Source organism: uncultured Algoriphagus sp., from assembly GCF_963974365.1.
In the GTDB taxonomy this organism is placed as follows: domain Bacteria; phylum Bacteroidota; class Bacteroidia; order Cytophagales; family Cyclobacteriaceae; genus Algoriphagus.
This window is the reverse complement of record NZ_CAXBBX010000010.1, coordinates 45,339-71,354: the sequence shown is the minus strand read 5'-3', so window position 1 is coordinate 71,354 and position 26,016 is coordinate 45,339. Positions and strand designations below refer to the sequence as shown.

The window sequence follows — 26,016 nt, the reverse complement described above, 5'->3', positions numbered from 1 at the left end:
ATGAAACTATCTATCACTTACTCACTTGTATTCTCAATACTTCTTTTTTCCAGTGCATGTAATAACTCAAAAGACTCTGATCCCATCATCCCTGATGACACTAGCGGTATTCCCGGATCAGTGAAAGTAACAGGAGAAGTAGAAATCCTTAAAACAGGAACATTCACCTCTCAAAGTGGCTCCAACACCAAGGGAATGATAGATTTGGTCACCGACGAAAGCGGTTCATACTTTATCAAACTTGGCAGTGACTTTACTTCAAGTTTTCATACCGGAACTGTCAACGTCTATCTTTCTTCATCAAAAGACTTAACACTTTCAGAAAAGGAAAGCTTCCAATTAGTAGCTGTCGTGAATGAACCTGGAGAACACTATTTCAAACTAGCCAACTTTCCAGATTCAAAGTTTTCACACGGAATCCTATGGTGTGGTGCAGCGGCTATTCCATTTGGCTTTGCTGAGCTTAAGTAGGCAAACTTCTACCGTAAAAAGTTACAGCCCAACTAAATAATCTCCTTTTGAAATGCATTGTTAAAGTTTGTCATATAGAACATCATAGCAAAAATCAGCGGGGCAACCCTGATAGACAGACAATACCTGGTTATTTTCCAATAATTTGTAAGACATCTTTCGGGACATTGGAGTACCATAGCGTACAAGTTCTTCTTTGGGAATGTATTCGAGATTCCCTGATTCGGATTCGCTTCTGAAGGTAGTGTAATCGGAAAACTCTATAAATCCATCTTTGGTGGCATACTCACTGGTTGCTAAAAACAAATATCCTTCTTCACCACTTTGTAGATTTCTTTTTAGATATCCTTCTTCTAAAGTAGCGTCGCTTTTCATCACATAGTATAAAACTAGAACGCTGGTGCTGTCATCAGGGTCAGGAAAGCTATTTTCCCATCTCCCTGTCAGTTCATCTGTTTCCTTCTCAAGATCTTCAACACATCCATTCATCAAAAGGAAAACACCAAAAAGACAGAAAATACAGATACTTTTCATCACAGCAGAATTTTAACAGTTTGGTATTCAGAAAATTGAAACTTTTATTCCTGAATACCAACTCAATTACCAAAAAAACTAAGTTGGAAGTTCAAATATAAATTCTGTATACGTATTGGAATCTGATTGGATGTAAATATCTGATCCATGAACTTCCAGGATTCTCTTTACTATGGCCAAGCCAAGTCCTGAGCCTTCTACTCCTTCCCGCTCCTTGTCAATCATATAATAGCGATCAAAAATCGCTTCCAAATCTGCCTGAGGAATTCCTCCACCTGAGTTTTTGATTTTCACCTGTACTGCTCCAGCTACAGAATTTGCTTCAATACTGATCTCTCCATCATTGGGAGTGTATTTTACTGCATTATCAAGCAGATTTTGGATCACACGATCAAGTAAGTAAAGATCCGCTTTCACCATGGGCAACGAAGAGGAAATGCTTGTGTCGATTGAAATGTTTTTTGACTTAGCCAAAAGCTCATACTTCAAACTACTGTCCTGAAGCAACTCCTGAATATTCAGGTTCTCTTTCTTCACCTGCATTTGTCCCGATTCCAACTTGGACAAATCAAAAAGATCTGCAACCAATTTGGTGAGCTTATCCGTACTGTTTCCGATGATTTTCAGATAGCTCTCCCTTTCTTCCTGGGAAAGGGACTCTCCTTTCATCTGCAAGGTTTCTATATAGCCATTTATAATCGCGAGAGGATTGCGGAGGTCATGAGACACATTGGCAATCAACTCCCTACGTAAAGAATCTACATTTTTGAGTTCCTCTATATTATGGAGAATCCGATCAGCCATGTGATTAAAAGTCTCACCCAACACAGAAAATTCTGAGTTAGTCTTATAATCTGGCACTCTTGCGTTCAAATCTCCATCCTTAAATCGCTCCACAGTTTTAACTATTGTGCGCAAATGCCTAGTTAGCCATGCGATCAGGACTAAGCCAATCAGCAATGCCACCACTAAAGTGATCAGAATAGAATTGAAGGTCAGCTGCATCCAATAGCTCCCTAATACGCCAGAAGAGATGGTTTCATATTTTTCACTAGCCAAAATAATGTACACGTAGCCGAGTAACTTCTCATCATCATACACAGCAGTGGCCGAAAAGACCGATTGCTCACCTGGGTTTCTTGGGTCATCCCCCATCACAAAATCATCACCTTTGGCGGCGATAAATTCTTTAACTGGAGCTAAATCGACTCGTTTTAACTTGACTAGCTGATCCAAAACAACGTAGGAAATAATTTCTCCAGTTGGGTCCAGCAGATATACTTCAATCCCCGGGTTGACAGCCATCATGGAATGCATAATTGTACCTAGGGCGGCTTCATTTACTTCTCCATCTACAAAAGGATTAACCTCCTCAATCATGTATTCCGCGACTGTGGCATTAAGACGCTGGGTAGTTTCCTGAAAATAGCGCTGAGCGGTCGTTGCCGTGATAAAAACATATGAACAACCCACAATCAGTAATACCAGAATGAAGATGAGAGAAATTCTGAGAAATAGACTTTTCATAGCTGTAGCTTAAAATTCATCATTGAATCTATATCCCACTCCCCAGGTAGTTAAAATATAAACCGGATTATTAGGATCTGCCTCGATCTTTGCTCGAAGCCTATTAATATGCGCATTTACAGTATGTTCATAGCCAGAGAAATCATATCCCCAGATCAATTCCAGCAATTCCGCCCTGGAATAACTTCTCCCCGGATTCTTTGCCATGAGCACTAATAAATCAAACTCTTTTGGAGTCAAATCCACGCGTTTTTGAAGGAGCAAGACCTTTCGTTTTTTCTCATCTATTTCCAGAGACTCGAATTTGATCAGTTTGACCTCATTAGCTGAAAGTATTGCGAACTGATCCTGACGGCGCATGATAGCTTTGACTCTTGCGATGAATTCCCGGATCTTAAATGGCTTGGTGATGTAATCATCAGCACCGGATTCCAAACCGATCACCTTATCTATTTCCTCCGATTTGGCCGTGATCATAAGAATTGGAGTGAAATTATCCAATGCTCTCAGTCGTTGGCAAATAGCTATACCACCCATTTCGGGAAGCATGATGTCAAGAATAAGCAAATCGTAAGAATTGGAATTTGCTTCTTCAAACCCTTCCCTCCCATTATTCCTGACTTTTATTTCATAATCCAGATCCTTAAGGTGAATCTGAATCAGTTGGCTGATATTGGGATCGTCTTCTACTATAAGTACTTTTTTCATCTGAAAAATAATATGAATGCGGAAGTTATATTCTAATCATCACGAAACTATCACAATGTGCTTTCGAACAGTCATTCTACTCCAAAAAGCATAAGAAATCAACTTGAGCGCAGTAAATCCTTGGTTGGATTATCTAAAAAATGTATATCAGCTTTTCTACCAGTAAGGTAGCAAAAGCAATGTAAGATCTGTTAAACTTAAGAATTGAGGCCACTTCAGCCTGTCCCGCCATTGCGGGAGTCTTCGGTCATCGGTCTTCCGACCAGATAAGCTAAGAATATAAGGTAACTGGCATCATTGCGAATAATCATAATCTAAAATTCACCATATTTATTTTCCAAACTCCTAATTCTATGACTTTAAAAAGCGCATTGGTTCTATCCATTTTTATTTTGGCTTTTACAACTAAACTTCAGGCGCAGACTACATTAGACCAGGAACTGACTTCATCGATTAAAGAAATTTCAGAGACTTTTCATGGTGATATTGGCATTTATATCCAACATCTAAAAACTGGAGCTACAGTGGAAATCAGTTCCGATTCCCTATTCCCTACGGCTAGTATTGTGAAGATCCCAATACTTCTAGGCGTTTTTGATAAGATAGAAAAAGGTGAATTGCACTACCGAGAGCCTTTAATCTACAGGGACTCGATTAAATATGGAGGGTCAGGAATTATGCAGTTTTTCAAGGATTCCACCCAAACAGACCTCAGCACTTTGCTTGCATTGATGCTGAGCTATTCTGACAACACCACTTCACTTTGGAATCAAGCATTGGCAGGAGGAGGTATGCAGATAAATACCGTCATGGATAAACTGGGCTACGAACATACACGCGTTAATAGTCGAACTCCTGGACGGGAAAGTAACTGGGAGAAATACGGCTGGGGACAGACCACTCCTAAGGAAATGGCTAAAATCCTTGTTCAATTAAATAATCGGGAAATTATCAGCCCGGCAGCATCCGAATTGATGTATCGATTGTTATCTAACACATTTTATACAGACTATGCTGTTTCAGGGATTCCAGCTGGCGTAAATGTGGCCAGCAAGCAAGGAATGGTCAACTCCTCACGTTCAGAAGTCTTTTTGGTCAATGCTCCAGAAGGAGATTATGTCTGCGCAATTTTCACAAACAACAACGAGGATAAAAGTTGGAATTATGATAATGAAGCTTGGGTGATCACTAGGGAAATCTCAAATTTTATCTGGAATTATTTCAATCCCAGCCAGCCCTATTCTCAGCCAGAAGGCACTAATAAGTACTTGGAAGGATTAGCCTATTAGGTGGGTTAAATCTCCGCTTTAGCCAATTCTTCTATTTTAGTCTGCAGAAATCTTAAATTTTCCTCTTTTCCTTGTTGAAAAAATTTAGCTGCATATTCCGTGTGATAATGGTGATTTACCATAAATTTTTCACTGTTTTTGAGCCAATCCAGCAGCTCAATAGGATTTCCACTTAACTGTTCAGTTTCCTTTTTTAGCAGTAAAGTTTGAGCATAACACTGATCAGAACTCAAATGATATAAATCAGCGTCGCAAATGATAGACTCCATGAGATTATGAGGTTGCTGAGGGACTTTGGTGGCTAGGATAGCTCCACAAATACGCTCAATACCCTCCTCACTGACATCATACTGCTTCAAAAATTCCCTGGCAAATGCGGCTCCTCTCAATTCATGATCTATAGCAACCCCGTTCCAATAGCCTACATCATGTAACCAGCCGGCTATAAACAACTCGTCTAACTGCTCCTGTTCTAAATTATAGTATAGCCCAATTTCCTTCACCTTAGCTACAATTGATAAGGTGTGGTCTATATTATGGTAGCAAACGTCTGGATTTAATCGCTCGGCAAACAATTTTCTAATCGCCAGTTCAAAAGTATCGAGAAGTATATCCACAGGCTTTACAGTGATTTTTATAGATAAAAGAAAACTAATTTACTATTTATATTGAAATTCGAACATTTAAATAATTGAATTTTAGCAATTTAAAACTGACACTACTACAAACTGGAGGATTTTGTCTACTTACCTTCTATAATAGTACCTTTTAGGTTCTTGAAAATATTCTTAAAAATTTCCTTCGATTAAGTTTTTCAAATGTTTCACTAATTCACGAATTGTCAACGGATTAGCAAAATCTACAATGAAATTGAAACCGACTGCTACTTTCATTGAATAATCACTAATAAATTTCTCAAAAACAGCATATTATACGCTAATCTTCTGCGATTGGTCGGTAAGTGAGAAGTTATATATTTGCTCAATTAACAAATTCAAAATTAACAGTAAGATATACCCTATGGAACAAGCTTTAATTTATGGAGTCCCTGCGCTGGGACTGGTGGGCCTGATTGTGATGGCCATTAAATCCGCTTGGGTTACTAAGCAGGAAACAGGTGATAAAAACATGGTGGAACTCGCTGGATACATAGCTGACGGGGCCATGGCATTTTTGAAAGCAGAATGGAAAGTACTTTCCTACTTTGCGGTCATCGCAGTGATTCTTTTGGCCTGGTCGGGAATGTCTGTAGAGACTTCCAGTCCCGTGATCGCGATTTCCTTCCTGATTGGAGCGGTGTTCTCAGCTTTCGCAGGTTACATAGGAATGAATATAGCTACTAAGGCGAACGTGAGAACCACCCAAGCGGCCAGGACAAGTTTGAAACACGCCCTGAAAGTATCATTTACCGGAGGTTCTGTCATGGGACTTGGTGTGGCAGGTTTGGCCGTATTGGGATTAGGTTCACTATTTATCTTATTCTATAACATGTATGTACAAAGTGTAGGTGCTGGCGTAAATGGGGTAGAAATGGAAAAAGCGCTTGAAGTACTGGCAGGCTTTTCTCTAGGAGCAGAATCAATTGCCCTTTTTGCAAGAGTTGGCGGTGGTATTTATACCAAAGCGGCCGATGTAGGGGCGGATTTAGTAGGTAAAGTTGAAGCTGGAATTCCTGAAGATGATGTCAGAAATCCCGCAACCATTGCTGATAACGTAGGTGATAATGTAGGAGATGTGGCCGGAATGGGAGCCGATTTGTTTGGATCATATGTAGCCACTATCCTAGCGACTATGGTGCTGGGACGAGAGATAGTTTCATTAGATAATTTTGGAGGAATTGCTCCTATACTACTTCCAATGGTTTTGGCAGGATTGGGAATCGTATTCTCTATCATGGGAATGTTCTTTGTGACCATCAAAAATGACAAAGGTGATGTGCAACATGCCTTGAATATGGGAAACTGGTCATCTATAGTATTTACGGGTATTGCCTCTTTTTTTGTAGTGAAATACATGCTTCCAGAGAACTTATCTATAAGAGGATATGACTTCACTAACATGGACGTGTTTTATGCTATTATCCTAGGTCTTGTGGTCGGAACTTTGATGAGCATCATCACAGAATACTATACTGCCATGGGCAAACGTCCAGTCAAGTCCATTATTAATCAGTCTGCAACCGGTCATGCGACAAACATCATCGCAGGTCTTGCTGTCGGCATGGAATCGACAGTTCTTCCGATTTTAGTTTTGGCAGGCGGAATCATGGGATCCTATGCTTTTGCTGGTCTTTACGGGGTTGCGATTGCGGCAGCAGGAATGATGGCTACCACTGCTATGCAACTTGCTATTGATGCATTTGGCCCGATTGCAGATAACGCTGGTGGTATAGCTGAGATGAGCCAACTCCCAGAGGAAGTGCGGGAACGTACAGATATCCTGGATGCAGTGGGTAATACTACTGCAGCTTCGGGTAAAGGATTTGCAATTGCTTCGGCAGCATTGACATCCCTCGCACTTTTCGCTGCATTTGTGGGTGTAGCTGGTATTGATGCCATTGATATATTCAAAGCCCCAGTGTTGGCTGCGTTATTTGTAGGCGGGATGATTCCATATATTTTCTCCTCCCTTGCTATAGCAGCAGTAGGTAGAGCTGCGATGGATATGGTAAATGAAGTAAGGCGCCAGTTTAGAGAAATTCCAGGCATTATGGAATATAAGGCTAAGCCTGAATATGATAAATGTGTAGAGATTTCTACTAAAGCCTCTCTTCGAGAGATGCTACTTCCAGGCGCTATCGCATTGATCACTCCTATTTTGGTAGGATTTGGCTTCCAAGGTGTATTTGAGCAAGTTTCCTCTGCAGAAATGCTTGGTGGCTTATTGGCTGGGGTGACAGTTTCAGGAGTTTTGATGGGGATGTTCCAGTCAAATGCCGGTGGTGCTTGGGATAATGCAAAGAAATCTTTTGAAAAAGGCGTGGAGATCGACGGTGAGATGTATTACAAAAAGTCTGAACCGCACAAAGCGTCTGTGACCGGTGATACAGTAGGCGATCCTTTTAAGGACACTTCGGGACCATCAATGAATATTCTGATCAAACTGATGTCCATCGTAGCGCTGATTATTGCGCCTCATATCAGCCAAACTCCTCACTCTGACTCAATCTCAGGGAAGGTTGAAATTAAAAAAGAAATCAAATATGAGGAAGGTAAAAAAGTAGTGACCGAAACTATCACTGAAATAAAGAAAGTGGATTAAGAACACCTCCTTTTAAGCTCCCAAAGGACTGCCTAATACAAGGCAGTCCTTTTTTTTTGACCTCAGTTCTAACCACTTAGCTCATTCTTGCATGTATTCGGAATATAATACGGCAGAAAGACGCAACGGCAAATTTTATTTGAGCTAAAATAAATTATTATCATTTCGTTAAAAATCAGTCTCAAAAAATTGAAATAACCAATGCATTATTCTTAATTTATGAAATAATGATTGCTAAAATGACCTAAATACTGTAGAAATCTTGTCAATAACAGCAAATCAGGTCTAGTAATAGGTGAAAATGTGAAGTTTTAGAAGCTCAAAACTGCATGTGGGCTTATTCTGATTAATAGTATACTAGCCACTTGATTGTGTGCTACATACATTACCCAACCCAGTAAAAACCTTGCAGTAATTTGCCAGTTAACAGATTAAAACAGCAAACCAATTTATACACAACTAATAAACACAAAACACATGAAGAAAAACTACGCAATGACATTGCTTTTTCTTTTGAGTTTTCTGGCTAGCATACCACTCTATGCCCAGCAAACTGTCAAAGGAAAAGTAACCTCTCAGGCAGATGGCATGCCACTTCCTGGGGTGAGTATAGTTATTCAAGGTTCCTCCACTGGAACTGTGACTGACTTGGATGGAAACTATTCCACCTCCGTACCTGGGTCTGAATCAGTTCTGGTTTACTCCTTTATAGGATATACAACCCAACGAAAAATTGTAGGTAACGCTACTGAAATCAATATTGCTTTAGCTGAAGACGTATCTCAACTGGGTGAAGTAGTAGTGACTGCTCTTGGTATCACTAGAGATGAGCGATCCATAGGATATGCTACTCAAGAAGTGAAAGGCGAGAACTTAACTTACACTAAAGAGCAAAACGTACTTGGCTCACTTTCTGGAAAAGTAGCAGGTGTACAGGTGACTGGCTCGTCTGGAGCAAGTATGGGTGGTACTCAAAAAATCAAAATCAGAGGAGTAAACTCTATTTCCGGTGGTGGAGAGCCTTTAATGGTAGTGGATGGCACACCAATTTCCAATTCCAACTTCTCCGGAGCTTCAGGTCAAGATTACGGTAACCTAGGTCAGGATATCAACCCAGAAGACATTGAGACGATTAACGTATTGAAAGGTCCAACTGCATCTGCACTTTACGGAATCAGAGGCCAGTATGGCGTAATTATGATCACTACCAAAAAAGGTAAGAAGGGTTCGGACGTAAAGGTAGAATTGAGTTCTGCTGTATTCGTAGATAAGGTAGCCAACCTGATGCCATACCAAGATATTTATGGTGGTGGTTCAAGCCAGACCTGGAGAACACTTCCGAATGGAGACAAGTACGTGGATATGTCTGTGGATGAAAGCTGGGGTCCTAAAATGGATGGTACTTTAGTAAGAGAAGTAATGAGTTTTTATCCTCAGGACCCAACTTATGGTCAGCTGACTCCATTCGTAGCTCATCCAGATAATATCAAAGATTACTACGAAACTGGCACCAATGTAAACAATGGTGTAACAATTACTGGTGGTGGAGCCAACTCAAACTTCCGAGTTAGCTTAAATGACACACGAATTCAAGGTGTAGAACCTAATACTTCTTTAAAGAGAAACAATGTAGGTCTAGGACTTGGTGTTGACCTTACTAAGAAATTGAGAGTAACCACAAATATTAACTATGCGGCTAACAAGGGTCGTCGTCCAGGACAAGGATCTGAAGATGGTTCTAGGTATTTGGGACAGTGGTTCCAACGATCATTGGATATGAATAGATTAAAGGACTACAAATATGATGATGGCACTTTCCTACACTGGAACCTAAGAAGACCGAGTTCTTCAACTGGAGAAGTCACAAATTTCAATCCGCTTTATTGGGCAAACCCATATTTCCTAGCTAATGAAAACTTCAGTGATGACAGCAGAGATAGATTCTTCGGTGATGTAGGACTGTCTTACCAAATTACGCCAGAGTTAAAAGTTAGTGGCTTTGTCAGATCTGACATGTATACTCAAAATATTAATTCTAGAGCATCTTTTGGTGGAACTGGTGTGCCAGGATATTCTGTAGGAAAATATCAAAACACAGAGATGAATTACGAAGTTTTGGCGCAGTACAACAAAACATGGAACAAACTGTCTTTAGATGCTAACGTCGGTGGAAACATCTACGATCGCGACTATAGCTACTTATACATGGCTACTGTCGGTGGGTTATCTTCTCCAGGCTTCTACAATATTGACGCTTCCATAGACAGGCCTGCTACTACATCTTACCAATTGAGAAAGACGATCAGAAGTGCTTATGCTATGGTTTCATTAGGGTACAACAATACCTATTTCGTGGATGCCTCTATCAGAAATGATAATTCCAGCACTTTGCCTGTAGATGACAATTCCTATGTCTACCCTTCAATTTCCACCTCTGTAGTATTCAGTGAGTGGATCAAGTCTGATGTAATGACGCTAGGTAAACTAAGATTAAGTTATGCTCAAGCTGGGTCAGATTTGAGTCCTTACAGCACTACATCTTTCTTTAATGTAGGAAGTGTCTATTCTGGATCTTCAACTGTTAATACCTTATCTGTTCCTGATAATTTGAACAATCCAAATATCAAACCTTCATTTGCCCACTCCTACGAAGCAGGTGTGGATTTCAAATTTTATGAAGGAAGAGTCGGCCTGTCTTTCACTTACTACAATCAGCGAAATGAGAATCAAATCCTAAATCTAGATGTGTCCGGAACAAGCGGATATGGCTCAGCCACCATCAATGCAGGTGAAATTGTAAATAAAGGTCTTGAACTAGCAATTACTGCTACCCCATTCCGATCTGATGATTTCAATTGGGATATGTCCTTCAACCTAAGTAGAAATAGAAATGAAGTTGTTGAGCTTTATCCAGGCATTGATGTGTATCAGTATGGAAGCACTACCTACTCTTCCACTTCTAGCTATTTGAATTCCTATGTAGGCAAGCCATTCGGTAGCTTGGTAGGACAAGCTTACCAAAGAGATGAAGCTACTGGAAAAATACTTCTAGGAAGTAACAATATGCCTCTTTACACAGATGCAACCCACGATTTTGGAACTGTATTACCTGACTTCAATGGTGGTTTTCAAAACGTGTTGAACTACAAAAATTTCCAATTGGCTGCGATGATTGACTTCCAGGCTGGAGGTCAGTTCTTCTCAAGATCTAAAATGCTAGCAGTAAGAACGGGATTGGATCCACTTTCTGCTGCTACCAATGACAATGGAATGAATGTAAGAGATCCATTGGCCGATGGCGGTGGAGTGAAAGTAGAAGGTATTTCTGCTGAAACAGGTGAAGAAGTGACTGCTTATGTAGACGCAAAAGCATATTACGGTGTAGTGGCTAGAAGAATCTACGAAGATTGGTTATATGATGCTTCATTTATCAGATTGAGAGAAGTTAGCTTAAGTTATAATTTCAACAAAGCTCAATTCGCTAAACTTCCGGTAGAAAATGTAAGGCTAGCCCTAGTGGGTAGAAACTTGGCGATGCTATTCCAAAATGCTCCAAAAGGAATCAACCCAGCTGAGCTTTCCACTGGATCTCAAGCAATCGGATGGTACGAATCAGGTCAATTGCCAAGTGTACGTTCGTTTGGTTTCAATCTTAACGTTACATTCTAATTCCAGAAATCATGCAAAAACTTAATATAATTATCGTAACAGCACTTCTTTTGGTAGGCTGCAACAATTTCGATGACGACATCAACATAAATCCAAATAAACCAAGCGTAGCATCAGGTACTCAATTGATTGCAAATGCAATGCTTTCCTTATCTGGACTTAGTTCTTCACCTCAAGGGGAGTTTATGTCACAGTATTTGAGCGAAACTCAGTATGTAAACGCATCACTTTATCCGCAATCTTCTACCAGCTTCTATGGCTGGTATCAAGGACCGTTAATGAACTTGGAAACTGTCCTTAATGCTGATGATCTAAGCGGTGTAGAAGGTCCAGTTGCCAATCAACTTGCAGTAGCAAAAATCCTTAAGTCCTATTACATGTGGCAACTGACGGATAGATGGGGAGATATTCCTTACACGCAAGCTTTGATGGGTGCGGATAACTTCACTCCAGCATATGACACTCAGGAATCTATTTACATGGATATTTTCTCCGTTTTGGATGAAGCTACAAGCCAGATTGTTTCCGGATCTATCACTAATGACATCATCTATAACGGTGATATGACTAAGTGGAAGGACTTCGCAAACACACTTAAAATGCTAATGGCACTTCGCCTTTCTGAGGTGAATCCTACGCTAGGTCAAGAAAAATTTGCAGCAGCTATGCAAGCAGGTGTATTGACGTCAAATGCTGGTAGTTTTATTTTCAAACACCTCGAAGACGCCAACAACCAAAACTACTGGTACAGTCAGATAAATCTTTCTGGTAGAGAGTGGTGGGCAATTAGTGCTACATTGATGGACAAAATGAAACCTGTAGGCGATCCACGTCTGATGGTTTATGCTAACCCTAACAGAACTGATGGTGATTACACTGGACTAGTTTTCGGTGAAACTGTAGATATCGATACAGAGAAATATGCTCTACTTGGAGATGCTATACACATGCAAGCTGCACCGATTTACTTGGTAACTTATGCACAGGTTCTTTTTGCGCAAGCAGAAGCTGCAAAGCTAGGATGGATTGCGGGTGGTGATGCCACTGCGGAAGAAAAATACAACCTAGCAATAGAAGCATCTATGGATCAATGGGGAGCTGACACTAGCATGCTGGAAGATTTCATGATGCAACCGGAAATCGCCTATTCAGCTGACATGGCTATGGAGCAGATCGCTACTCAGCGATGGGTTCACCTATTCATGCATGGCTATGAAAGTTGGGCTGAATACCGTAGAACTGGCTATCCAAATAACATGGTGGCACCGGGCGGAGCTGAAGTTCCAAACAGACAGATCTACATCGAAACAGAGCAATTCAACAACACAGACAACTACAATGAAGCTGTCCAGAGACAATTCGGAGGATCTGAAAGTCTTTATGGAAAAGTGTGGTGGGATGTGAATTAACTAGAATTTGATTTTAATTAAATCTCCTGGGCTACTCAGGAGATTTTTTTTGCTTAATTATAAATACCATGAGAAACAAACTACTCTTTATACTCCTGATATGCTCCTCCTGCACAGTTCAGCATATCAATAAATCAATCACTAACTCTGATGTTTTCAACCAAGGACATCTGGGCTTTATGGTGGTAGATCCTATTAAGGATAAAGTTTTGGTAGACATCAATTCAGACAAGTATTTCATCCCAGCTTCCAACACGAAGCTATTTACCTTTTACACCTCCTATACTGTTTTGGGTGATAGTTTGGTGAATGGCTTAAACTACCTGGAAAAAGGGGATTCTTTGATCTTCTGGGGCACTGGCGACCCGAGTCTTTTGCACCCTGATCTGAAGAATACAGTTGCTTTAGAATTCTTGAAAGGTCAGGATAAGAAACTGTACTTATTGGATAATTTTGATCAAGTAGATGCTTTTGGGTCAGGCTGGTCTTGGGATTGGTATAATGCCTATTATGCTGCTGAGCGATCTGCTTTACCAGTGTATGGAAACATAGTTCGCTTCGCAAAAAGCGAAGGTGATTCAGCATTTGCTATATACCCACCTCGCTTCGAATCCGCTATGGAACTAACAAAACCACGAGGAAATTCAAGCTCAAGCTTTCGAAGAGACCATCTCCAAAACAAGTTCAAGTATTTCGTTACTTCAGAGGCTACAGACAAAAGATTTGAGACAGACATTCCATTTATTACCTCAGCAGATTTTGCTGCTCAGCTACTTTCAGAGGAGCTTAACAGAGAAGTTACAGTCATCAAAAATCCTCAATACCAAAACGAGGAACCTAAAAAGTTACAAACTGCTGCAGCGGATAGTATCTATGCTCAGATGATGAAGATCTCTGATAATTTCCTTGCTGAGCAACTTTTGCTATTAGTCTCTGACCAGCTGGACAACAAACTCAGCACATCTGACGCCATTGCTTACGCAAAAGAGAACTTGTTGACAGACTTACCTGATGAGCCTATTTGGGTGGATGGCTCTGGACTATCTTCGAAAAACATGTTTACTCCTAGAAGTATCATCGCTTTGCTAGCCAAGATCAGAACAGAAGTTCCTATGGAAAAAATAATGGCCTATTTCCCGGCAGGTGGAGAGTCAGGGACGATCCGAAACTACTACCATTCAGATGAAGGCCAGCCTCCCTACATCTACGCCAAAACCGGCACACTATCGATGAGCAATGCCCTTAGCGGGTATCTACTGACGAAAAGTGGCAAGGCACTTCACTTCTCATGCCTGATGAATAACTATGCGATTTCTGGAAACGAGCTAAAAAATGAGTTAACCAAAGTGCTTTATTACATGCATGACAAGTATTGAGTTACACCAAATCAACAAAACTTCTTATTCCTTTGCACATATCTTAAAAAAAATGCTTCAACTGAAAGAAATCCACCATATTGCAATTATCTGTTCTGATTTCCAGCGCTCAAAAAAATTCTATACGGAGATTTTAGGTCTAGAAATAATTCGAGAGGTATATCGTAAGGAAAGAGACTCATACAAACTTGACCTCAGCCTAAATGGTCACTATGTTATAGAGTTGTTTTCCTTTCCTTCGCCACCAAATCGGATTTCACGACCTGAAGCTGCAGGCTTAAGGCACCTCGCTTTTGCTGTAGCGGATCTGGAAAAATGCATTATTGATCTTGAAAAAAATCACGTAATCGCGGAACCTATCCGAATGGATGAATTCACTGGAAAGCGATTCACATTTATCTCCGATCCAGATGATTCACCGATTGAGTTTTACGAAGTTTAAGGGTTAAAAAATTTGGCAAAAAGAAAGCCCGAGGAAAAATATCCTCGGGCTTGCTCAATTTATCTAAATTCTTATGAAGGATTTTGTACCATCAAATCATTGGTATTCAATTCGTCAATTGGAATTTGCCATTGCCAAGCGTTAGTACCTGCAGGTTCCGTGAATTTTCCGTTGATTACTGACTCTACAAAGTTAGCTCCAGTTCTATCCAAAGGAAGATTCAGTCTTTTCAGATCATAGAATCTGAATCCTTCACCCCAAAGCTCAATTCTTCTCTGAACCATGATTTCTTCGATTAGCGCATCACCTGTATTAGATGACATAGTGTATTCAGGATCTCTCTCCGAAACAAAATCATACAAAACCTGAGCTGCCTGAGCATCATTTCCAGATCTAGCCAAAGCCTCTGCTTCGTTCAGATACATTTCAGCTGCTCTCATGTAAGGCACATCACCTACAGAAGAAGCGTTACCTTGCGCAAGAAACTTACGGTTCATGTAGTCTTTTTTCGTGAAACTAGACAGCGTAACTTCATCTATGAAAGGATCTCTCATATCCGAATCAGAAGCATTTGGGTCCCAAAGCCCTTTTCTGTAATCTGAATCAGGAATCATATCATAAAGTGAAGAATTGATCGCTTTTGGATTTGATCTAATGTTAGTAGAAGAGAAGTTCAGAGACATGTAAGCAAAGAATGAAGCAAAGAAAGTCTGCTGATCATCTTGCTGAAAACTTCCCCAAATCCACTCTGAATTATCAACATTGTTGAATCCTTCATAAAGTGCAGATTCAGACATTAGTTCAAAGCCTTCACGAGCTTCGCTAGCCAACTGAGCTGCAGTAGTGTAATCCTCTTTGATCATTGCTACACGAGCTTGGATACCTTTCACTACATTAATATTCAGGTGAGACTTAGCATTTCTAGACCCACCAAGTGGTGCCAATAAGCTTTCCGCTGCAGCTAAATCCGCAGTAACCTGTGCGTAAACTTCTTCGACGGTATTTCTAGCACCACCTTCAGTGATCGGCTCTAATACGATAGGTACACCCAATTGAGAGTTTGCACCGGCAGCATCATAGCGCTCTGCAAATAATTGCACCAGATTCAAATGAGCCCAAGCTCTGTAGGCCAAAGCCTGACCTTTGATCTCATCTCTTTCCTCTTGTGGACCTTCGGCATCATCTATATTAGCAATGATCATGTTCGCGTTACCTATTACTTTGTAGTAATATCTCCAAACAAACCGTACATCACCGGCATTTTCATTTGAGTGAGTCAACCATCTACCCATTGACACAAACCAGCCATTACCAGTAGTAGTAAATACCACATCATCAGACATCACGTCACGCATGATCATCACGCCGCTTTCTGCAGGCTGGCCTTGGCTATCAAAACGTAACAAGAGCATTCTATGAATACCATTCAAGGCGGTCATCGCATTCTTAGTAGTCGTAAAGACCAATTCCTCCGGCACAGCATCAGTAGGAAGCGTATCCAGATAATCCTCAGCACAGCTAGTGGTTACTAAAAGTGCTGCTGCTATAAATAGTTTATTTATATGTTTTTTCATCGTCATTCTAAATTACAGGTTCAAATTAAGTCCCAAAGTGAATGATCTTGCTGGGGTGTAGGTGTTAGAAGTAGTACCATTGAAAGTACCCGACACATACATACCTTTTCTAGAAGACACCCAACCTAGATTTTCACCAGCTAGATAAATCGTTGCGTGCTTCACCTTAATTCTGTTCAAAAATGCTTTAGGAACAGTGTAAGAAAGGTTTACAGAACGGAAGTTCAAATAAGAAGCAGAAGTCAACCATCTGTCAGAAGCTACATTCGTATTGGCAGCTCCAGTTACATCCATTTTAGGCACATCAGTGATGTCACCTGGCTTCTGCCATCTGTCAAGGATATCTGTATGCAATGCGCCACCTTCAGTAGCTGCATCCATCAATCCACCATAGATACCATCATAAATATCTCCACCTACAGAGAAGCTCATCAATACACTTAGAGAGAATCCTTTGTAAGTGAATGTATTGGTCAAACCACCAAAGAAATCAGGAATAGCAGATCCTGCATAATGGAATCTTGCATTTGCTTGATTTACTGTCAACGTATCTGAACCTACTATACGGATGTCCTCATCATCTTCAGCATATTCCTCGGCAAAGAAAAGGCCGTCACCAGTTTCAGAATCCACACCATACCAGTCTCTCAACCAGAAGTCATAGATAGAACTACCAACCTCATACTTTTTGGTACCATTGATTTGCTCTTCGAAAGGAAGCTTCTTGAATTCATTGTCAAACGTAGACACATTCAAACCTACATTCCATTTGAAGTCACCGGATCTAACTACATCACCAGCAATACTGAATTCTATACCTTGGTTACTCATCGTTCCGATGTTCTGGAACCTACTTTCTAGACCAGTAGTCAATGATAATGGAACCTCAAAAAGAAGGTTTTCAGAAACTCTGTTGAAATATTCAATAGTACCTTGGAATCTATTGCCGAAAGCAAAATCAACTCCTATATCGAAGGTGTTGTTTGATTCCCAAAGTAGTTCTCTCGCTGCTAAAGAAGATTGCAAGATTCCTGGCTCAGGCCCATTGTTGTTGCCCAAGTCATAAAGTGCTTGCCATGGGTAATAACCATCTACATTATTATTACCTACTTGACCATAAGACGCTCTTAATTTTAACAATTGGATAAAGCTAGAATTGAAGAAATCTTCCTGATCAATAGTCCAAGCACCACCTACAGAGAAGAAATTGCCCCATCTCACATCTTTGTAAAACCTGGAAGAACCATCTCTTCTGAAGGATGCAGATAAAGAGTACTTATCATCATAAACATAGTTCACTCTACTGAAGTAGGACTCAATTCTATCTATGTCAGTTCTACCAGTAGCAGAGTTAATCGTCACGAAATTGTCCGGCTCAATATTACCGTCCAAAATCTGATCTTGCTTAGATAGATACTGTCTTTCTTGCTGGTAGTTATAATTCTCATGACCTACCAAAGCTTCTACGAAATGTTTCTCTTGGAATACTTTGGAGTAAGACAAGATCTGGTTGAATGTAAGAGAGTTTGTTCTATAGTTACCTCTATTAGTTCTACCAGCTGGAGCTCCATCACCTACTATTTGGTTATCATAACCCACTTCCAGTAAAGAAGTCATATCCGTAGAAATATTAGTTCTGATCGTGAAATCCTGAAGGAACCTTGCTTCTACATAAGCTCTACCTGAAATCACATCTCTGTCAAAAGAGTCTACGTTAAGCAAAGTCTCCTGCACAGCGTGACGACCAGCAGATGCATCTGCACCTCTACTAGGAAGTCCTAGTTCAGAAAGGTTACCTGTATCGTAGATTTTATTTCCATTCTCATCAAGAATGTACCCACCAGTCTGCATGTTCTGAGCATACACTGGATAGATTGGACCTATGTTTCTAGCGAAGAAGAATGGGTTTACATAACTAGAGCTACCAGTAGATCTAGAGTTATTCCCCTCACTCATCGTAGCAGAAAGGTTCAAACCAGTCTTCAACCACTTGGTAGCTTGTGTGTTTACATTCACACGACCAGTGAATCTTTCGATATCAGACTGAATCACGAATCCTTTTTCATTCAAGTAGTTGAAAGAAGTATAGAAATCTGTTTTCTCTGATCCTCCGGAGTAAGTCAAGTTGTATTCTTTTCTATCTCCTCTTCTCTGCAACTCATCGAACCAATCAAGTCCTTCAAAGTTATTTACTGCATTAGGATTCAAAGTTCCATCTAGCCCGACTACTTGATCGTTTGGCACATCGTAAATATTGTAATTAAGTACGTTGTCAATCAAGTTTGTAGAGGCATACTGAGCTGCATCAGCGTCAGACTGACCAGCACCAAGTCTACTGTTTTTCAGGGATTCCCAAACCAATGGGTAATACTCACCTGGATTTACACGATCATATTCTGGAAGAGCTCTGCCAGAAAAACCTTGCTGAATTTTCAAATTAAACGTAGGCTCATTCTTCTTACCAGTTTTGGTAGTAATCATGATCACTCCGTTTGCTGCGCGAGCACCATACAATGCAGCAGAAGATGCATCCTTCAGGATAGTCATATCTGCTATATCTGATGGGTTAAGATTTGAAAGGTCTCCATCATAAGGCACTCCATCTACTACATATAGAGGAGAAGATGAGGAGTTAACAGAACCCACACCACGAATCCTAACTAATGGAGTAGCACCTGGCTGTCCTGATGCAGAAGTAGTGATCACACCTGGAGCTTGACCTTCTATTGCATTCACCACGTTGTTGATGGGTCTGTCGGCAATTTTATCACCTTTCAAGGACACCGCAGAACCGGTAAAGTTGCCTTTATCAATCGTACCACCGTAAGCTGTGATTACAACTTCATCCAAGTTTTGAGAATCAGGAGTCAAACTTACATTAATTTCGGACCTGTTACCTATAGCTTCTTCTTTGCTCAAATAGCCTATATAGCTAAAGACCAAAGTAGCCGCACCGTCTGGAACCTGCACGTTGTAATAACCATCCAAATCAGTCACTACACCCGTAAGTGTTCCTTTTACCAAAATGTTGACTCCAATGAGTCCGTCGGGCTCTTCATCGGAGATTACCCTACCAGAGATGGTACGCTGCTGCGCAAACATCGTACTGGTAATCAGTAATCCAAAGAGCATACTTAGTAACGCTTTTTTCATAAAGTTTAATTAATTGTTTCCACTGACAGCCTCACCTTGAAGCTGCTTATTTAATTTAATCGAGAGTTTTATGTGGTTTTTTTTAAAGCCGAATCTGAGAAGTCACAATTTTCCGAAAGCTAAAAATCAAGTATTTACTGCCGAAACTCTTTCTCATAATCTTAAATTTTGGAGCATCAAATCTTAAATGGTAAAAAATAGAAAAAACCATATTTTCAAAATCGGACACTTTTTTTACTATATATCTGGGTTCTACTAAGGCAAATTTAACCTCATTTATGTTTTTACGTGCATCTTTTATCAAAAAAACATCCATTTTTTAAAAAAATACAAATCTTACCAATCAAGAAAGTGATTTTTCCCACATCTATAATTTTAGGATACAAGTAAAAAAACCTCACCTATCCCCTCAGTATGATGAGAATAGGTAAGGTTTTTTAAAGCTTTTTGAAACGGCTTTTAATTTGTTGTTTCAATCTGGTTTCTATTCTTCACGTATTTCTCTAGCCAGTTATCCATTTCCCAAAGCATGTGATTAATTGACTCTTTGGCTGCGTACCCATGGCTTTCATTTGGTAAAAACACCAGTCTTGCAGTGGCACCATGACCTTTCAGTGCATTATAGTATCGCTCAGATTGGATAGGGAAAGTACCTGAATTATTGTCAGCTTGCCCATGAAGAAGCAGAATGGGAGTTTCTACTTTATGTGCAAAGGAGAAAGGAGACATATTGAAATACACCTCTGGGGCTTCCCAATACGTTCTTTGCTCATACTGAAACCCAAATGGCGTCAATGTCCTGTTGTATGCGCCACTTCTAGCAATTCCCGCCGCAAATAAATTGGTATGTGAAAGCAAATTTGCAGTCATAAATGCCCCATAAGAGTGGCCACCCACTGCAATTCTATCTCTGTCACCGATCCCCAAGTCCACGATTTCATCTATGGCCGCTTCCGCATTAGCAACAAGCTGATCAATAAAATAATCGTTAGGCTCTTTATCCCCTTCACCTACGATTGGCATTTCGGTTCTGTCCATGATCGCATAGCCTCGAGTCACCCAGAAAAGAGGTGATCCAGAACTTACCCTCGTAAAGGAATATTGCGAGCCTCTTACTTGAGCTGCTACTTCTTTGGATTTGTATTCTCTTGGATAAGCCCACATTAATACTGGCAAGGGAGCATCTTTCCCTGGCTCAAAACCCTCAGGGGTATAAATCACAGCCGAAAGATTCAACCCATCATTTCTTTTATAAGTGACCAGCTGTTTTTGTATTCCCTTGATTGATTCATAAGGATTGTCAAAGTTGGTCAGTTGACGCGGAGCTATTCGCTTTTTGGTATTGACTAACCAATAATTTGGTTGAATATCAGTGCTCTCCTTAATAGTAATAAATTCTGTAGCATCATCATTTAACACCTTGGCGACTCTTTCATAAAATGGAGCCTGTGATCTCCAAAGGATCTTCTCCTCTTTTGTTTTGGTATTGAAAGTTGATAAATAAGGCATATCTCCTTCTGGCGATCCTCCTGGGCTTGTCATATAAACTAAGTCACCTTTGCGAAGCATTACATTTTCCCCAAATTCATTTTCCACCATTACTGGATCACCCGGATCATTGTATAAATCATCCGATGATCGCTCTATGATCACCTGCTTTGGCTGGGAAGGATCTGAAGGATTAATGATTGATCGCTTGTCCATTCTAGTTCTTGACCAGCGCTCACCCATAATAGCAAAAGAATCATTGGACCAAATTATACCTCCGAATCTATAAGGGGTAGTTGCCAGTTTTTGTTTTGCACCAGCAAATGGTGCAGCCAACGTGTAAATAATCTCACGCACTTCTACCTCTACCCGTGCATCCCCACCGTCCTGGGCTTCCACCCAATACAGCATGGCAGGCTTATCCGCTCTCCAATTGATATTTCTTGGACCTGTAACTGTAGCATCAAAACCAGTCGGTCTATTTTCATCCAAAGGAATCTGTGCCAAAGCTTTCACTTTCTTACCATCTATAGACCAAATTTCCACATCATATGGAAATCTACTCGCTGGCACCAAATATGAAAATGGCTTCTTAATCAAATCAACCATAATATAGTTTCCATCTGGAGAAAGATCCATTGATTTGATCATTCCAGACGGACCAATAGGTGTTTTATTCCCTTCCAAGTCAATCTTCATCAACTGAGAATCCATGAAATAGGCAAAAAGCGCTTCATCATAAGAATTCTCCAACAAATCCTGATAAGTTCTGCTCGGAGCTGCATCTCCGGTAGTTTCCTGAATGATAGGACCTGCTGGGGCTGCAGGTCTTTTTGGAATCTCTCCTCGTGTTGGATTTACTGCTTTTACTAGCAATTTATTATCTGGAGTCCAAGCAACTGGATTTCCATAGACATCATTTATTATTTTATCTGTAAGCTTTTTTGCAGAAAAGGTAGTCAAGTCGACAAGCCATAAACTAATCCCATCAGCATCAGTCTGAATGAAGCTCATGTACTTTTCGTCATGAGAAAAGCTCATTCCGCCCATATTTGGCAAGGAAGGCAATCCTGTAATCTGAATCTCCTCTCCTGATTGAGTTTTCTTAATTTTGATATTCTCTACACCTATTTGGCGGCTTGGGCCAGATGTAGCAGGATTAATTCTCATTCCAGCTATTTTTAATTCTGGTTGAGAAAGCGTTTCTATACTTGGATTATCTGAACGCTCCATGAGCAGCATCCATTCCCCATTTTTGCTCCATCTTACTGAAGGCGTACTTGGCGCATTGACCAAGTCAGCTATTGCTTTGGGAGGAGTTTGATATGTGCTCTGCCCAAACAGTTCTACCCCTTGGAATCCGAGGAAAATAACTAAAGCAAAGATTTTAGTAGCTCTTATTTTCATATTGTTATATTTTGGTTAGTGAAAAGTACCATAAACAAACCAAAGCCATAACAGGATTACGATAAGAGGCTAAAAAACAGTTTAAATCACATTTTTATTGAAAAAACTGGAAAACAACACCTTATATCTAGAAATTCAACTGCCAAAAAAGCTATTATCATAAATTCTCTACCCAACAAAAAAGAAATACACTTTTATCAAGTATGTCAGAACTAAAAACCCAACCCACAAATGCTTCGGTGGAAGACTTTCTCAACGCCATAGAACATCCTACCCGAAAAGACGATGGATTTAAACTACTTCAAATCTTCAAAGAGGAAACCGGTAAAGATGCCGTCATGTGGGGACCAAGTATTGTAGGTTTTGGCAGCTATAGTTACCAGTATTCTTCTGGTAAAGTAATGGACTGGTTTCCAGTAGGCTATTCACCAAGAAAACAGTCAATTGCCATTTACATCATGCTTGAATGGACAATTTTGGAACCTTTTCTTTCAAAACTAGGTAAACATAAAAAATCAAAAGGATGTCTTTATATCAACAAAATGTCTGACGTTGATGAAAAAATTTTTCGGGAAATGATCCGTACTTCCATAAATTTAGTCTATCACAATAACCAAAAATAAAATCATGCTACACGTTTTAAATGGTGACGCCTTAGCTGAAGTTTTTCCGGCAAGTATCCCTGGTAAAATCGCAGTTGCCAGGGAAGCTCTCATAGATGGCCCTGTAAAAGCAAATTCAATAGAAGGGCTCTGGCTGATTCGAGAGAAATTTCTAAAATCGAATTATACAGGGGCTTCCGAAGAGGATTATTTTACAAAAGTGGTTCCTGAGTTTGAAAAAATCATGACTGCTACTGCAGATACCAAGGTGTATCTCTGGTTTGAAAATGATCTTTTTTGTCAGGTCAACTTGTGGTTTTCCATGTTTTTACTGAAAAATCACACAGGCGACATTTACCTGGTGTCGCCAACTACCGACCTCATTGAGGGTTTTGGAGGCATGAATCAACTGCAATTGGAACAAGCCTACCGAAATGCCAAATTGCTCACCAAAAACGAAAGACATATCCTGCGTGATATGTGGGATCTTTACCAAAGACCGGACGTTTCTGAAGCTCTTACCCTTTCCAAACAAGTGAGCCCAGAGCTACCATTTCTGTATCCCGCAGTACTAGCTTGGAAAGAATCCCTGCCGCATGGAGAATATGTGGGCAAGCCAAAAGAGGCTCTAAAAGAAATCTCAGCACAACTGGAAACAGATGATTTCGGTAAAATCTTTCGCGCCTTCCACATCAAATATCCTATTTATGGATACGGCGATTTGCAAGTGAAACGACTTTGGGAAGAACTGAAAAAAGAAGAAAAACAAGTGAAATAATTACTAAAAAGGAGCTGATCAACACAGCTCCTTTTGTTTTTAATCAATCGATGTCACGAAGCATTTTTTCAGAAGCTGAAATTGTCTCTTTATACTTTTTATAAACGAAGCGTGTGAATAATAACATAAATATTAAACCTCCTGGAACATATAATCCCCAAAACCATGGTTTCTGAATTATCTCATCAGCCCCATTCAACTCCACAAGTGGCGGCAATATGGCAATCATTAAGATGACACCAAAAATCATCCCATAGCGCTGAACCTTCCAAAACCTAACCTTGCTTTTGACAAACTTGTCCATTATCCCAGCCGGAGTTTCAGTATCAATTTTCAAATCCCTCATTCCTTTTATTGCTGTCAAACTAGCTGTTGGTAGTGCGATCATAAGAAAGATACAGACGAGTGCAAATATTTGATTGTACCACAATTCAAACTCTCCAAATCGAGAAAGAAAGTACATCGCATAGCCCACACAGACCAAAGAACCTATTATTTCGGGGATTCTGACACTGTTAAGCTTACTTCTGAATTTTTGCTTGGTGATTTCCATAAGAAGTTCTTTTTGGATTTTATCTTGTTTTTCCACCTGCAGGCTGAGGTCAGCCCAAAGTGACTTCATTTCATCGAGTTCCATCGGTAGTAGATTTAGGATTCATTTCTGATTTTAGTTTTTGCCTGATTCTAGACATTCTTGTACCTACGTTGCTCACTGAGATTCCGGAGATCTCAGCGATTTCCTCGTAGGTTTTTTCTTCCAAAAAGAGAAAAATGATTCCCCTATCCAGCAGATTCAATTTTCTGATCTGGGTATAAAGTAGCTGGATTTTCTCTTCTCGCTCAGAATCATTTGACTCAGAAAATTGAATGGTTACCTGGTCAAAAGGCAGGGTATTCAACTGTTTTTTGGACTTATTCAAATGAGTAATAGCCGTGTTCATGCCCACTCTGTACAACCAAGTACTAGGCTTCGAAGCTTTTTTGAAATGGTCAAAAGACTTCCACGTCTGGTAAACAATCTCTTGATACAAATCATCCTGTTCGGCTTTTTCCTTCGCATAGATCGTGGCGATCTTATAGATCAGTCCTTGATTTTCATGGATAAGATTGACGAACTCTTCCTCTTTACTCATTTGATTTCATTTACTCCATTAGTCTTGGTTCTTAGATAAAAATCACAGAATTGCTGAAAAATTTTTAGAAAGTATCCAAAATTAATTGGAAACGCATATTTCTTTCAGTTAGGGAATCGAGTCACAATGCTTAATTTCGGGTATGCAATGGTCCACCGAATTCACTATTCCTGAATCACAATTTCCTATTTCCCATCAGAGCAAAATCCTAAGTATGGGTTCCTGCTTTGCGCAGACGATTGGGCAGAAGATGATTGATGCTAAAATGGATAGTCTGATCAATCCTTTCGGGACGATCTTCCACCCGATGATTCTGGGTGATCTGCTGGATCATGCCATGTTTCAGGATAAAATGGAAGAAAATGGAGTGATCGAACGTGATGGGGTATTTTTCTATTTTGGTGCACACTCAGATCTCCATGGTTTTTCTAAGGAAGATTTGGAGCAAAAATATACCCTAAAACTAGCGCAAGTGAAAGAGTATCTGGAAACAGGAACTCATCTAATCCTGACTTTTGGTACATCTTGGATTTACGAGACAGAAGAATTCGGAAGAGTAGCCAACTGTCACAAAATTCCGCAGAAGCATTTTAGAAAGAAACTCGTGTCTTTGAATGAGATGAGTTCACATTTCGATCACATTTTTGGAAACATTTCCAGAGCATATCCGAACCTTAAAATCATCTTAACTGTCAGTCCAGTCCGACACATCAAAGACGGAATTCCAGAAAATCAGCTCAGCAAAAGCCTGCTTCGTGTCCTTTGTTCGCAGTTGGAAAACAAATTTTCCTTTGTCTCCTATTTCTCAGCTTATGAGATAATGATGGATGAACTGCGTGATTATCGTTTTTATAAAAAAGATCTGATCCACCCATCTGAAGAAGCCGAAGATTACATCTGGGAAAAGTGGAGTAAATCATACTTCAGTGAAGAAACGCGAGCAAAAGCGCTTGAACTCCACAAAATCAAGCTAGAACTTGCCCATCGACCACTCAACCCAAAAAGCGAAGCACATCAGAAATTTCTAAACAATCTTCTCGAAAAGCTGGAACGATTGAATAGGGAATTTGATTTTTCAAAGGAGATTAATTCTCTGAACCCACCAAGGATTTGAATCCCAAACCCTTCGAGGGTTTTGAACCCTCGAAGGGTTACTTTTCCAAAATTTTCCAATCTTAAAATTTTCCAATTTCAA

19 protein-coding genes are annotated in these 26,016 nt (G+C 40.1%); 10 read left to right on the top strand and 9 right to left on the bottom strand.

Annotation, left to right across the window (positions count from 1 at the left end):
* Positions 1–471, top strand: coding sequence for a hypothetical protein (locus AACZ87_RS14390; RefSeq protein ID WP_339868193.1), 471 nt, complete (start codon positions 1–3; stop codon positions 469–471).
* 60 nt (positions 472–531) lie between these two features.
* Here the strand turns inward: AACZ87_RS14390 and AACZ87_RS14385 are convergent, their stop codons facing one another.
* The 3 genes from AACZ87_RS14385 to AACZ87_RS14375 form a co-directional block, all read right to left on the bottom strand.
* Positions 532–1,005, bottom strand: coding sequence for a hypothetical protein (locus AACZ87_RS14385; protein WP_339868192.1), 474 nt, complete (start codon positions 1,003–1,005; stop codon positions 532–534).
* Positions 1,006–1,083: 78 nt separating this feature from the next.
* Positions 1,084–2,532: a HAMP domain-containing sensor histidine kinase gene (locus AACZ87_RS14380; protein WP_339868190.1), complete on the bottom strand. Its 1,449-nt coding sequence runs from the start codon at positions 2,530–2,532 to the stop codon at positions 1,084–1,086.
* Positions 2,533–2,541: 9 nt separating this feature from the next.
* The gene (locus AACZ87_RS14375) at positions 2,542–3,240 is read right to left on the bottom strand and encodes a response regulator transcription factor (RefSeq protein ID WP_339868189.1); all 699 of its coding nucleotides are present in this window, start codon (positions 3,238–3,240) and stop codon (positions 2,542–2,544) included.
* 353 nt (positions 3,241–3,593) lie between these two features.
* On the opposite strand from AACZ87_RS14375, the gene AACZ87_RS14370 reads away from it, so the two are divergent.
* Entirely contained in the window at positions 3,594–4,529 is a 936-nt protein-coding gene (locus AACZ87_RS14370; RefSeq protein WP_339868187.1) for a serine hydrolase, read from the top strand.
* A gap of 5 nt (positions 4,530–4,534) precedes the next feature.
* On the opposite strand, the gene AACZ87_RS14365 is transcribed toward AACZ87_RS14370, so the two are convergent.
* The gene (locus AACZ87_RS14365) at positions 4,535–5,146 is read right to left on the bottom strand and encodes an HD domain-containing protein (protein WP_339868185.1); all 612 of its coding nucleotides are present in this window, start codon (positions 5,144–5,146) and stop codon (positions 4,535–4,537) included.
* A gap of 403 nt (positions 5,147–5,549) precedes the next feature.
* Here AACZ87_RS14365 and AACZ87_RS14360 point away from each other — a divergent pair, with 403 nt between their 5' ends.
* From AACZ87_RS14360 to AACZ87_RS14340, 5 genes are all read left to right on the top strand, one after another.
* Entirely contained in the window at positions 5,550–7,790 is a 2,241-nt protein-coding gene (locus AACZ87_RS14360) for a sodium-translocating pyrophosphatase (RefSeq protein WP_339868184.1), read from the top strand.
* A gap of 477 nt (positions 7,791–8,267) precedes the next feature.
* Positions 8,268–11,459, top strand: coding sequence for a SusC/RagA family TonB-linked outer membrane protein (locus AACZ87_RS14355; RefSeq protein ID WP_339868182.1), 3,192 nt, complete (start codon positions 8,268–8,270; stop codon positions 11,457–11,459).
* Positions 11,460–11,470: 11 nt separating this feature from the next.
* Complete coding sequence (locus AACZ87_RS14350) at positions 11,471–12,868, top strand: SusD/RagB family nutrient-binding outer membrane lipoprotein (RefSeq protein ID WP_339868180.1); 1,398 nt, start codon at positions 11,471–11,473, stop codon at positions 12,866–12,868.
* Positions 12,869–12,936: 68 nt separating this feature from the next.
* Complete coding sequence (locus AACZ87_RS14345; protein ID WP_339868179.1) at positions 12,937–14,244, top strand: D-alanyl-D-alanine carboxypeptidase; 1,308 nt, start codon at positions 12,937–12,939, stop codon at positions 14,242–14,244.
* Between the two features lie 52 nt (positions 14,245–14,296).
* Complete coding sequence (locus AACZ87_RS14340; RefSeq protein ID WP_339868177.1) at positions 14,297–14,686, top strand: VOC family protein; 390 nt, start codon at positions 14,297–14,299, stop codon at positions 14,684–14,686.
* 71 nt (positions 14,687–14,757) lie between these two features.
* Here the strand turns inward: AACZ87_RS14340 and AACZ87_RS14335 are convergent, their stop codons facing one another.
* The 3 genes from AACZ87_RS14335 to AACZ87_RS14325 all read right to left on the bottom strand — a co-directional run bounded on the left by AACZ87_RS14335 (position 14,758) and on the right by AACZ87_RS14325 (position 22,308).
* Positions 14,758–16,260 (bottom strand): RagB/SusD family nutrient uptake outer membrane protein, encoded by a 1,503-nt coding sequence (locus AACZ87_RS14335; RefSeq protein WP_339868176.1) that lies wholly within the window; start codon positions 16,258–16,260, stop codon positions 14,758–14,760.
* Positions 16,261–16,272: 12 nt separating this feature from the next.
* Positions 16,273–19,413 carry a SusC/RagA family TonB-linked outer membrane protein gene (locus tag AACZ87_RS14330; protein WP_339868174.1) on the bottom strand — a complete coding sequence of 1,047 codons (3,141 nt, stop codon included), beginning with the start codon at positions 19,411–19,413 and terminating at the stop codon, positions 16,273–16,275.
* 459 nt (positions 19,414–19,872) lie between these two features.
* Positions 19,873–22,308, bottom strand: coding sequence for a prolyl oligopeptidase family serine peptidase (locus AACZ87_RS14325; protein ID WP_339868172.1), 2,436 nt, complete (start codon positions 22,306–22,308; stop codon positions 19,873–19,875).
* Between the two features lie 203 nt (positions 22,309–22,511).
* On the opposite strand from AACZ87_RS14325, the gene AACZ87_RS14320 reads away from it, so the two are divergent.
* Positions 22,512–22,931, top strand: coding sequence for a DUF1801 domain-containing protein (locus AACZ87_RS14320; protein WP_339868171.1), 420 nt, complete (start codon positions 22,512–22,514; stop codon positions 22,929–22,931).
* Positions 22,932–22,935: 4 nt separating this feature from the next.
* Positions 22,936–23,688 carry a DUF1835 domain-containing protein gene (locus AACZ87_RS14315; protein WP_339868169.1) on the top strand — a complete coding sequence of 251 codons (753 nt, stop codon included), beginning with the start codon at positions 22,936–22,938 and terminating at the stop codon, positions 23,686–23,688.
* 43 nt (positions 23,689–23,731) lie between these two features.
* On the opposite strand, the gene AACZ87_RS14310 is transcribed toward AACZ87_RS14315, so the two are convergent.
* Both AACZ87_RS14310 and AACZ87_RS14305 read right to left on the bottom strand, forming a co-directional pair.
* Positions 23,732–24,325, bottom strand: coding sequence for a hypothetical protein (locus tag AACZ87_RS14310; protein ID WP_339868167.1), 594 nt, complete (start codon positions 24,323–24,325; stop codon positions 23,732–23,734).
* Complete coding sequence (locus AACZ87_RS14305) at positions 24,312–24,821, bottom strand: sigma-70 family RNA polymerase sigma factor (protein WP_283412689.1); 510 nt, start codon at positions 24,819–24,821, stop codon at positions 24,312–24,314. The genes AACZ87_RS14310 and AACZ87_RS14305 overlap by 14 nt, the downstream gene beginning before the upstream one ends.
* Positions 24,822–24,963: 142 nt before the next feature.
* Between AACZ87_RS14305 and AACZ87_RS14300 the strand changes: the two genes are divergently transcribed.
* Positions 24,964–25,935: a GSCFA domain-containing protein gene (locus AACZ87_RS14300; RefSeq protein WP_339868164.1), complete on the top strand. Its 972-nt coding sequence runs from the start codon at positions 24,964–24,966 to the stop codon at positions 25,933–25,935.
* Positions 25,936–26,016 lie beyond the last annotated feature (81 nt).

Excerpts from the sequence above, each read along its gene's own strand:
- AACZ87_RS14320 (WP_339868171.1), top strand. The coding sequence starts at position 22,512 with ATGTCAGAACTAAAAACCCAACCCACAAATGCTTCGGTGGAAGACTTT.
- AACZ87_RS14360 (WP_339868184.1), top strand. The coding sequence starts at position 5,550 with ATGGAACAAGCTTTAATTTATGGAGTCCCTGCGCTGGGACTGGTGGGC.
- AACZ87_RS14345 (WP_339868179.1), top strand. The coding sequence starts at position 12,937 with ATGAGAAACAAACTACTCTTTATACTCCTGATATGCTCCTCCTGCACA.
- AACZ87_RS14300 (WP_339868164.1), top strand. The coding sequence starts at position 24,964 with ATGCAATGGTCCACCGAATTCACTATTCCTGAATCACAATTTCCTATT.
- AACZ87_RS14325 (WP_339868172.1), bottom strand. The coding sequence starts at position 22,308 with ATGAAAATAAGAGCTACTAAAATCTTTGCTTTAGTTATTTTCCTCGGA.
- AACZ87_RS14370 (WP_339868187.1), top strand. The coding sequence starts at position 3,594 with ATGACTTTAAAAAGCGCATTGGTTCTATCCATTTTTATTTTGGCTTTT.
- AACZ87_RS14350 (WP_339868180.1), top strand. The coding sequence starts at position 11,471 with ATGCAAAAACTTAATATAATTATCGTAACAGCACTTCTTTTGGTAGGC.
- AACZ87_RS14305 (WP_283412689.1), bottom strand. The coding sequence starts at position 24,821 with ATGAGTAAAGAGGAAGAGTTCGTCAATCTTATCCATGAAAATCAAGGA.
- AACZ87_RS14385 (WP_339868192.1), bottom strand. The coding sequence starts at position 1,005 with ATGAAAAGTATCTGTATTTTCTGTCTTTTTGGTGTTTTCCTTTTGATG.
- AACZ87_RS14330 (WP_339868174.1), bottom strand. The coding sequence starts at position 19,413 with ATGAAAAAAGCGTTACTAAGTATGCTCTTTGGATTACTGATTACCAGT.
- AACZ87_RS14375 (WP_339868189.1), bottom strand. The coding sequence starts at position 3,240 with ATGAAAAAAGTACTTATAGTAGAAGACGATCCCAATATCAGCCAACTG.
- AACZ87_RS14390 (WP_339868193.1), top strand. The coding sequence starts at position 1 with ATGAAACTATCTATCACTTACTCACTTGTATTCTCAATACTTCTTTTT.
- AACZ87_RS14380 (WP_339868190.1), bottom strand. The coding sequence starts at position 2,532 with ATGAAAAGTCTATTTCTCAGAATTTCTCTCATCTTCATTCTGGTATTA.
- AACZ87_RS14315 (WP_339868169.1), top strand. The coding sequence starts at position 22,936 with ATGCTACACGTTTTAAATGGTGACGCCTTAGCTGAAGTTTTTCCGGCA.
- AACZ87_RS14310 (WP_339868167.1), bottom strand. The coding sequence starts at position 24,325 with ATGGAACTCGATGAAATGAAGTCACTTTGGGCTGACCTCAGCCTGCAG.
- AACZ87_RS14355 (WP_339868182.1), top strand. The coding sequence starts at position 8,268 with ATGAAGAAAAACTACGCAATGACATTGCTTTTTCTTTTGAGTTTTCTG.
- AACZ87_RS14335 (WP_339868176.1), bottom strand. The coding sequence starts at position 16,260 with ATGAAAAAACATATAAATAAACTATTTATAGCAGCAGCACTTTTAGTA.
- AACZ87_RS14340 (WP_339868177.1), top strand. The coding sequence starts at position 14,297 with ATGCTTCAACTGAAAGAAATCCACCATATTGCAATTATCTGTTCTGAT.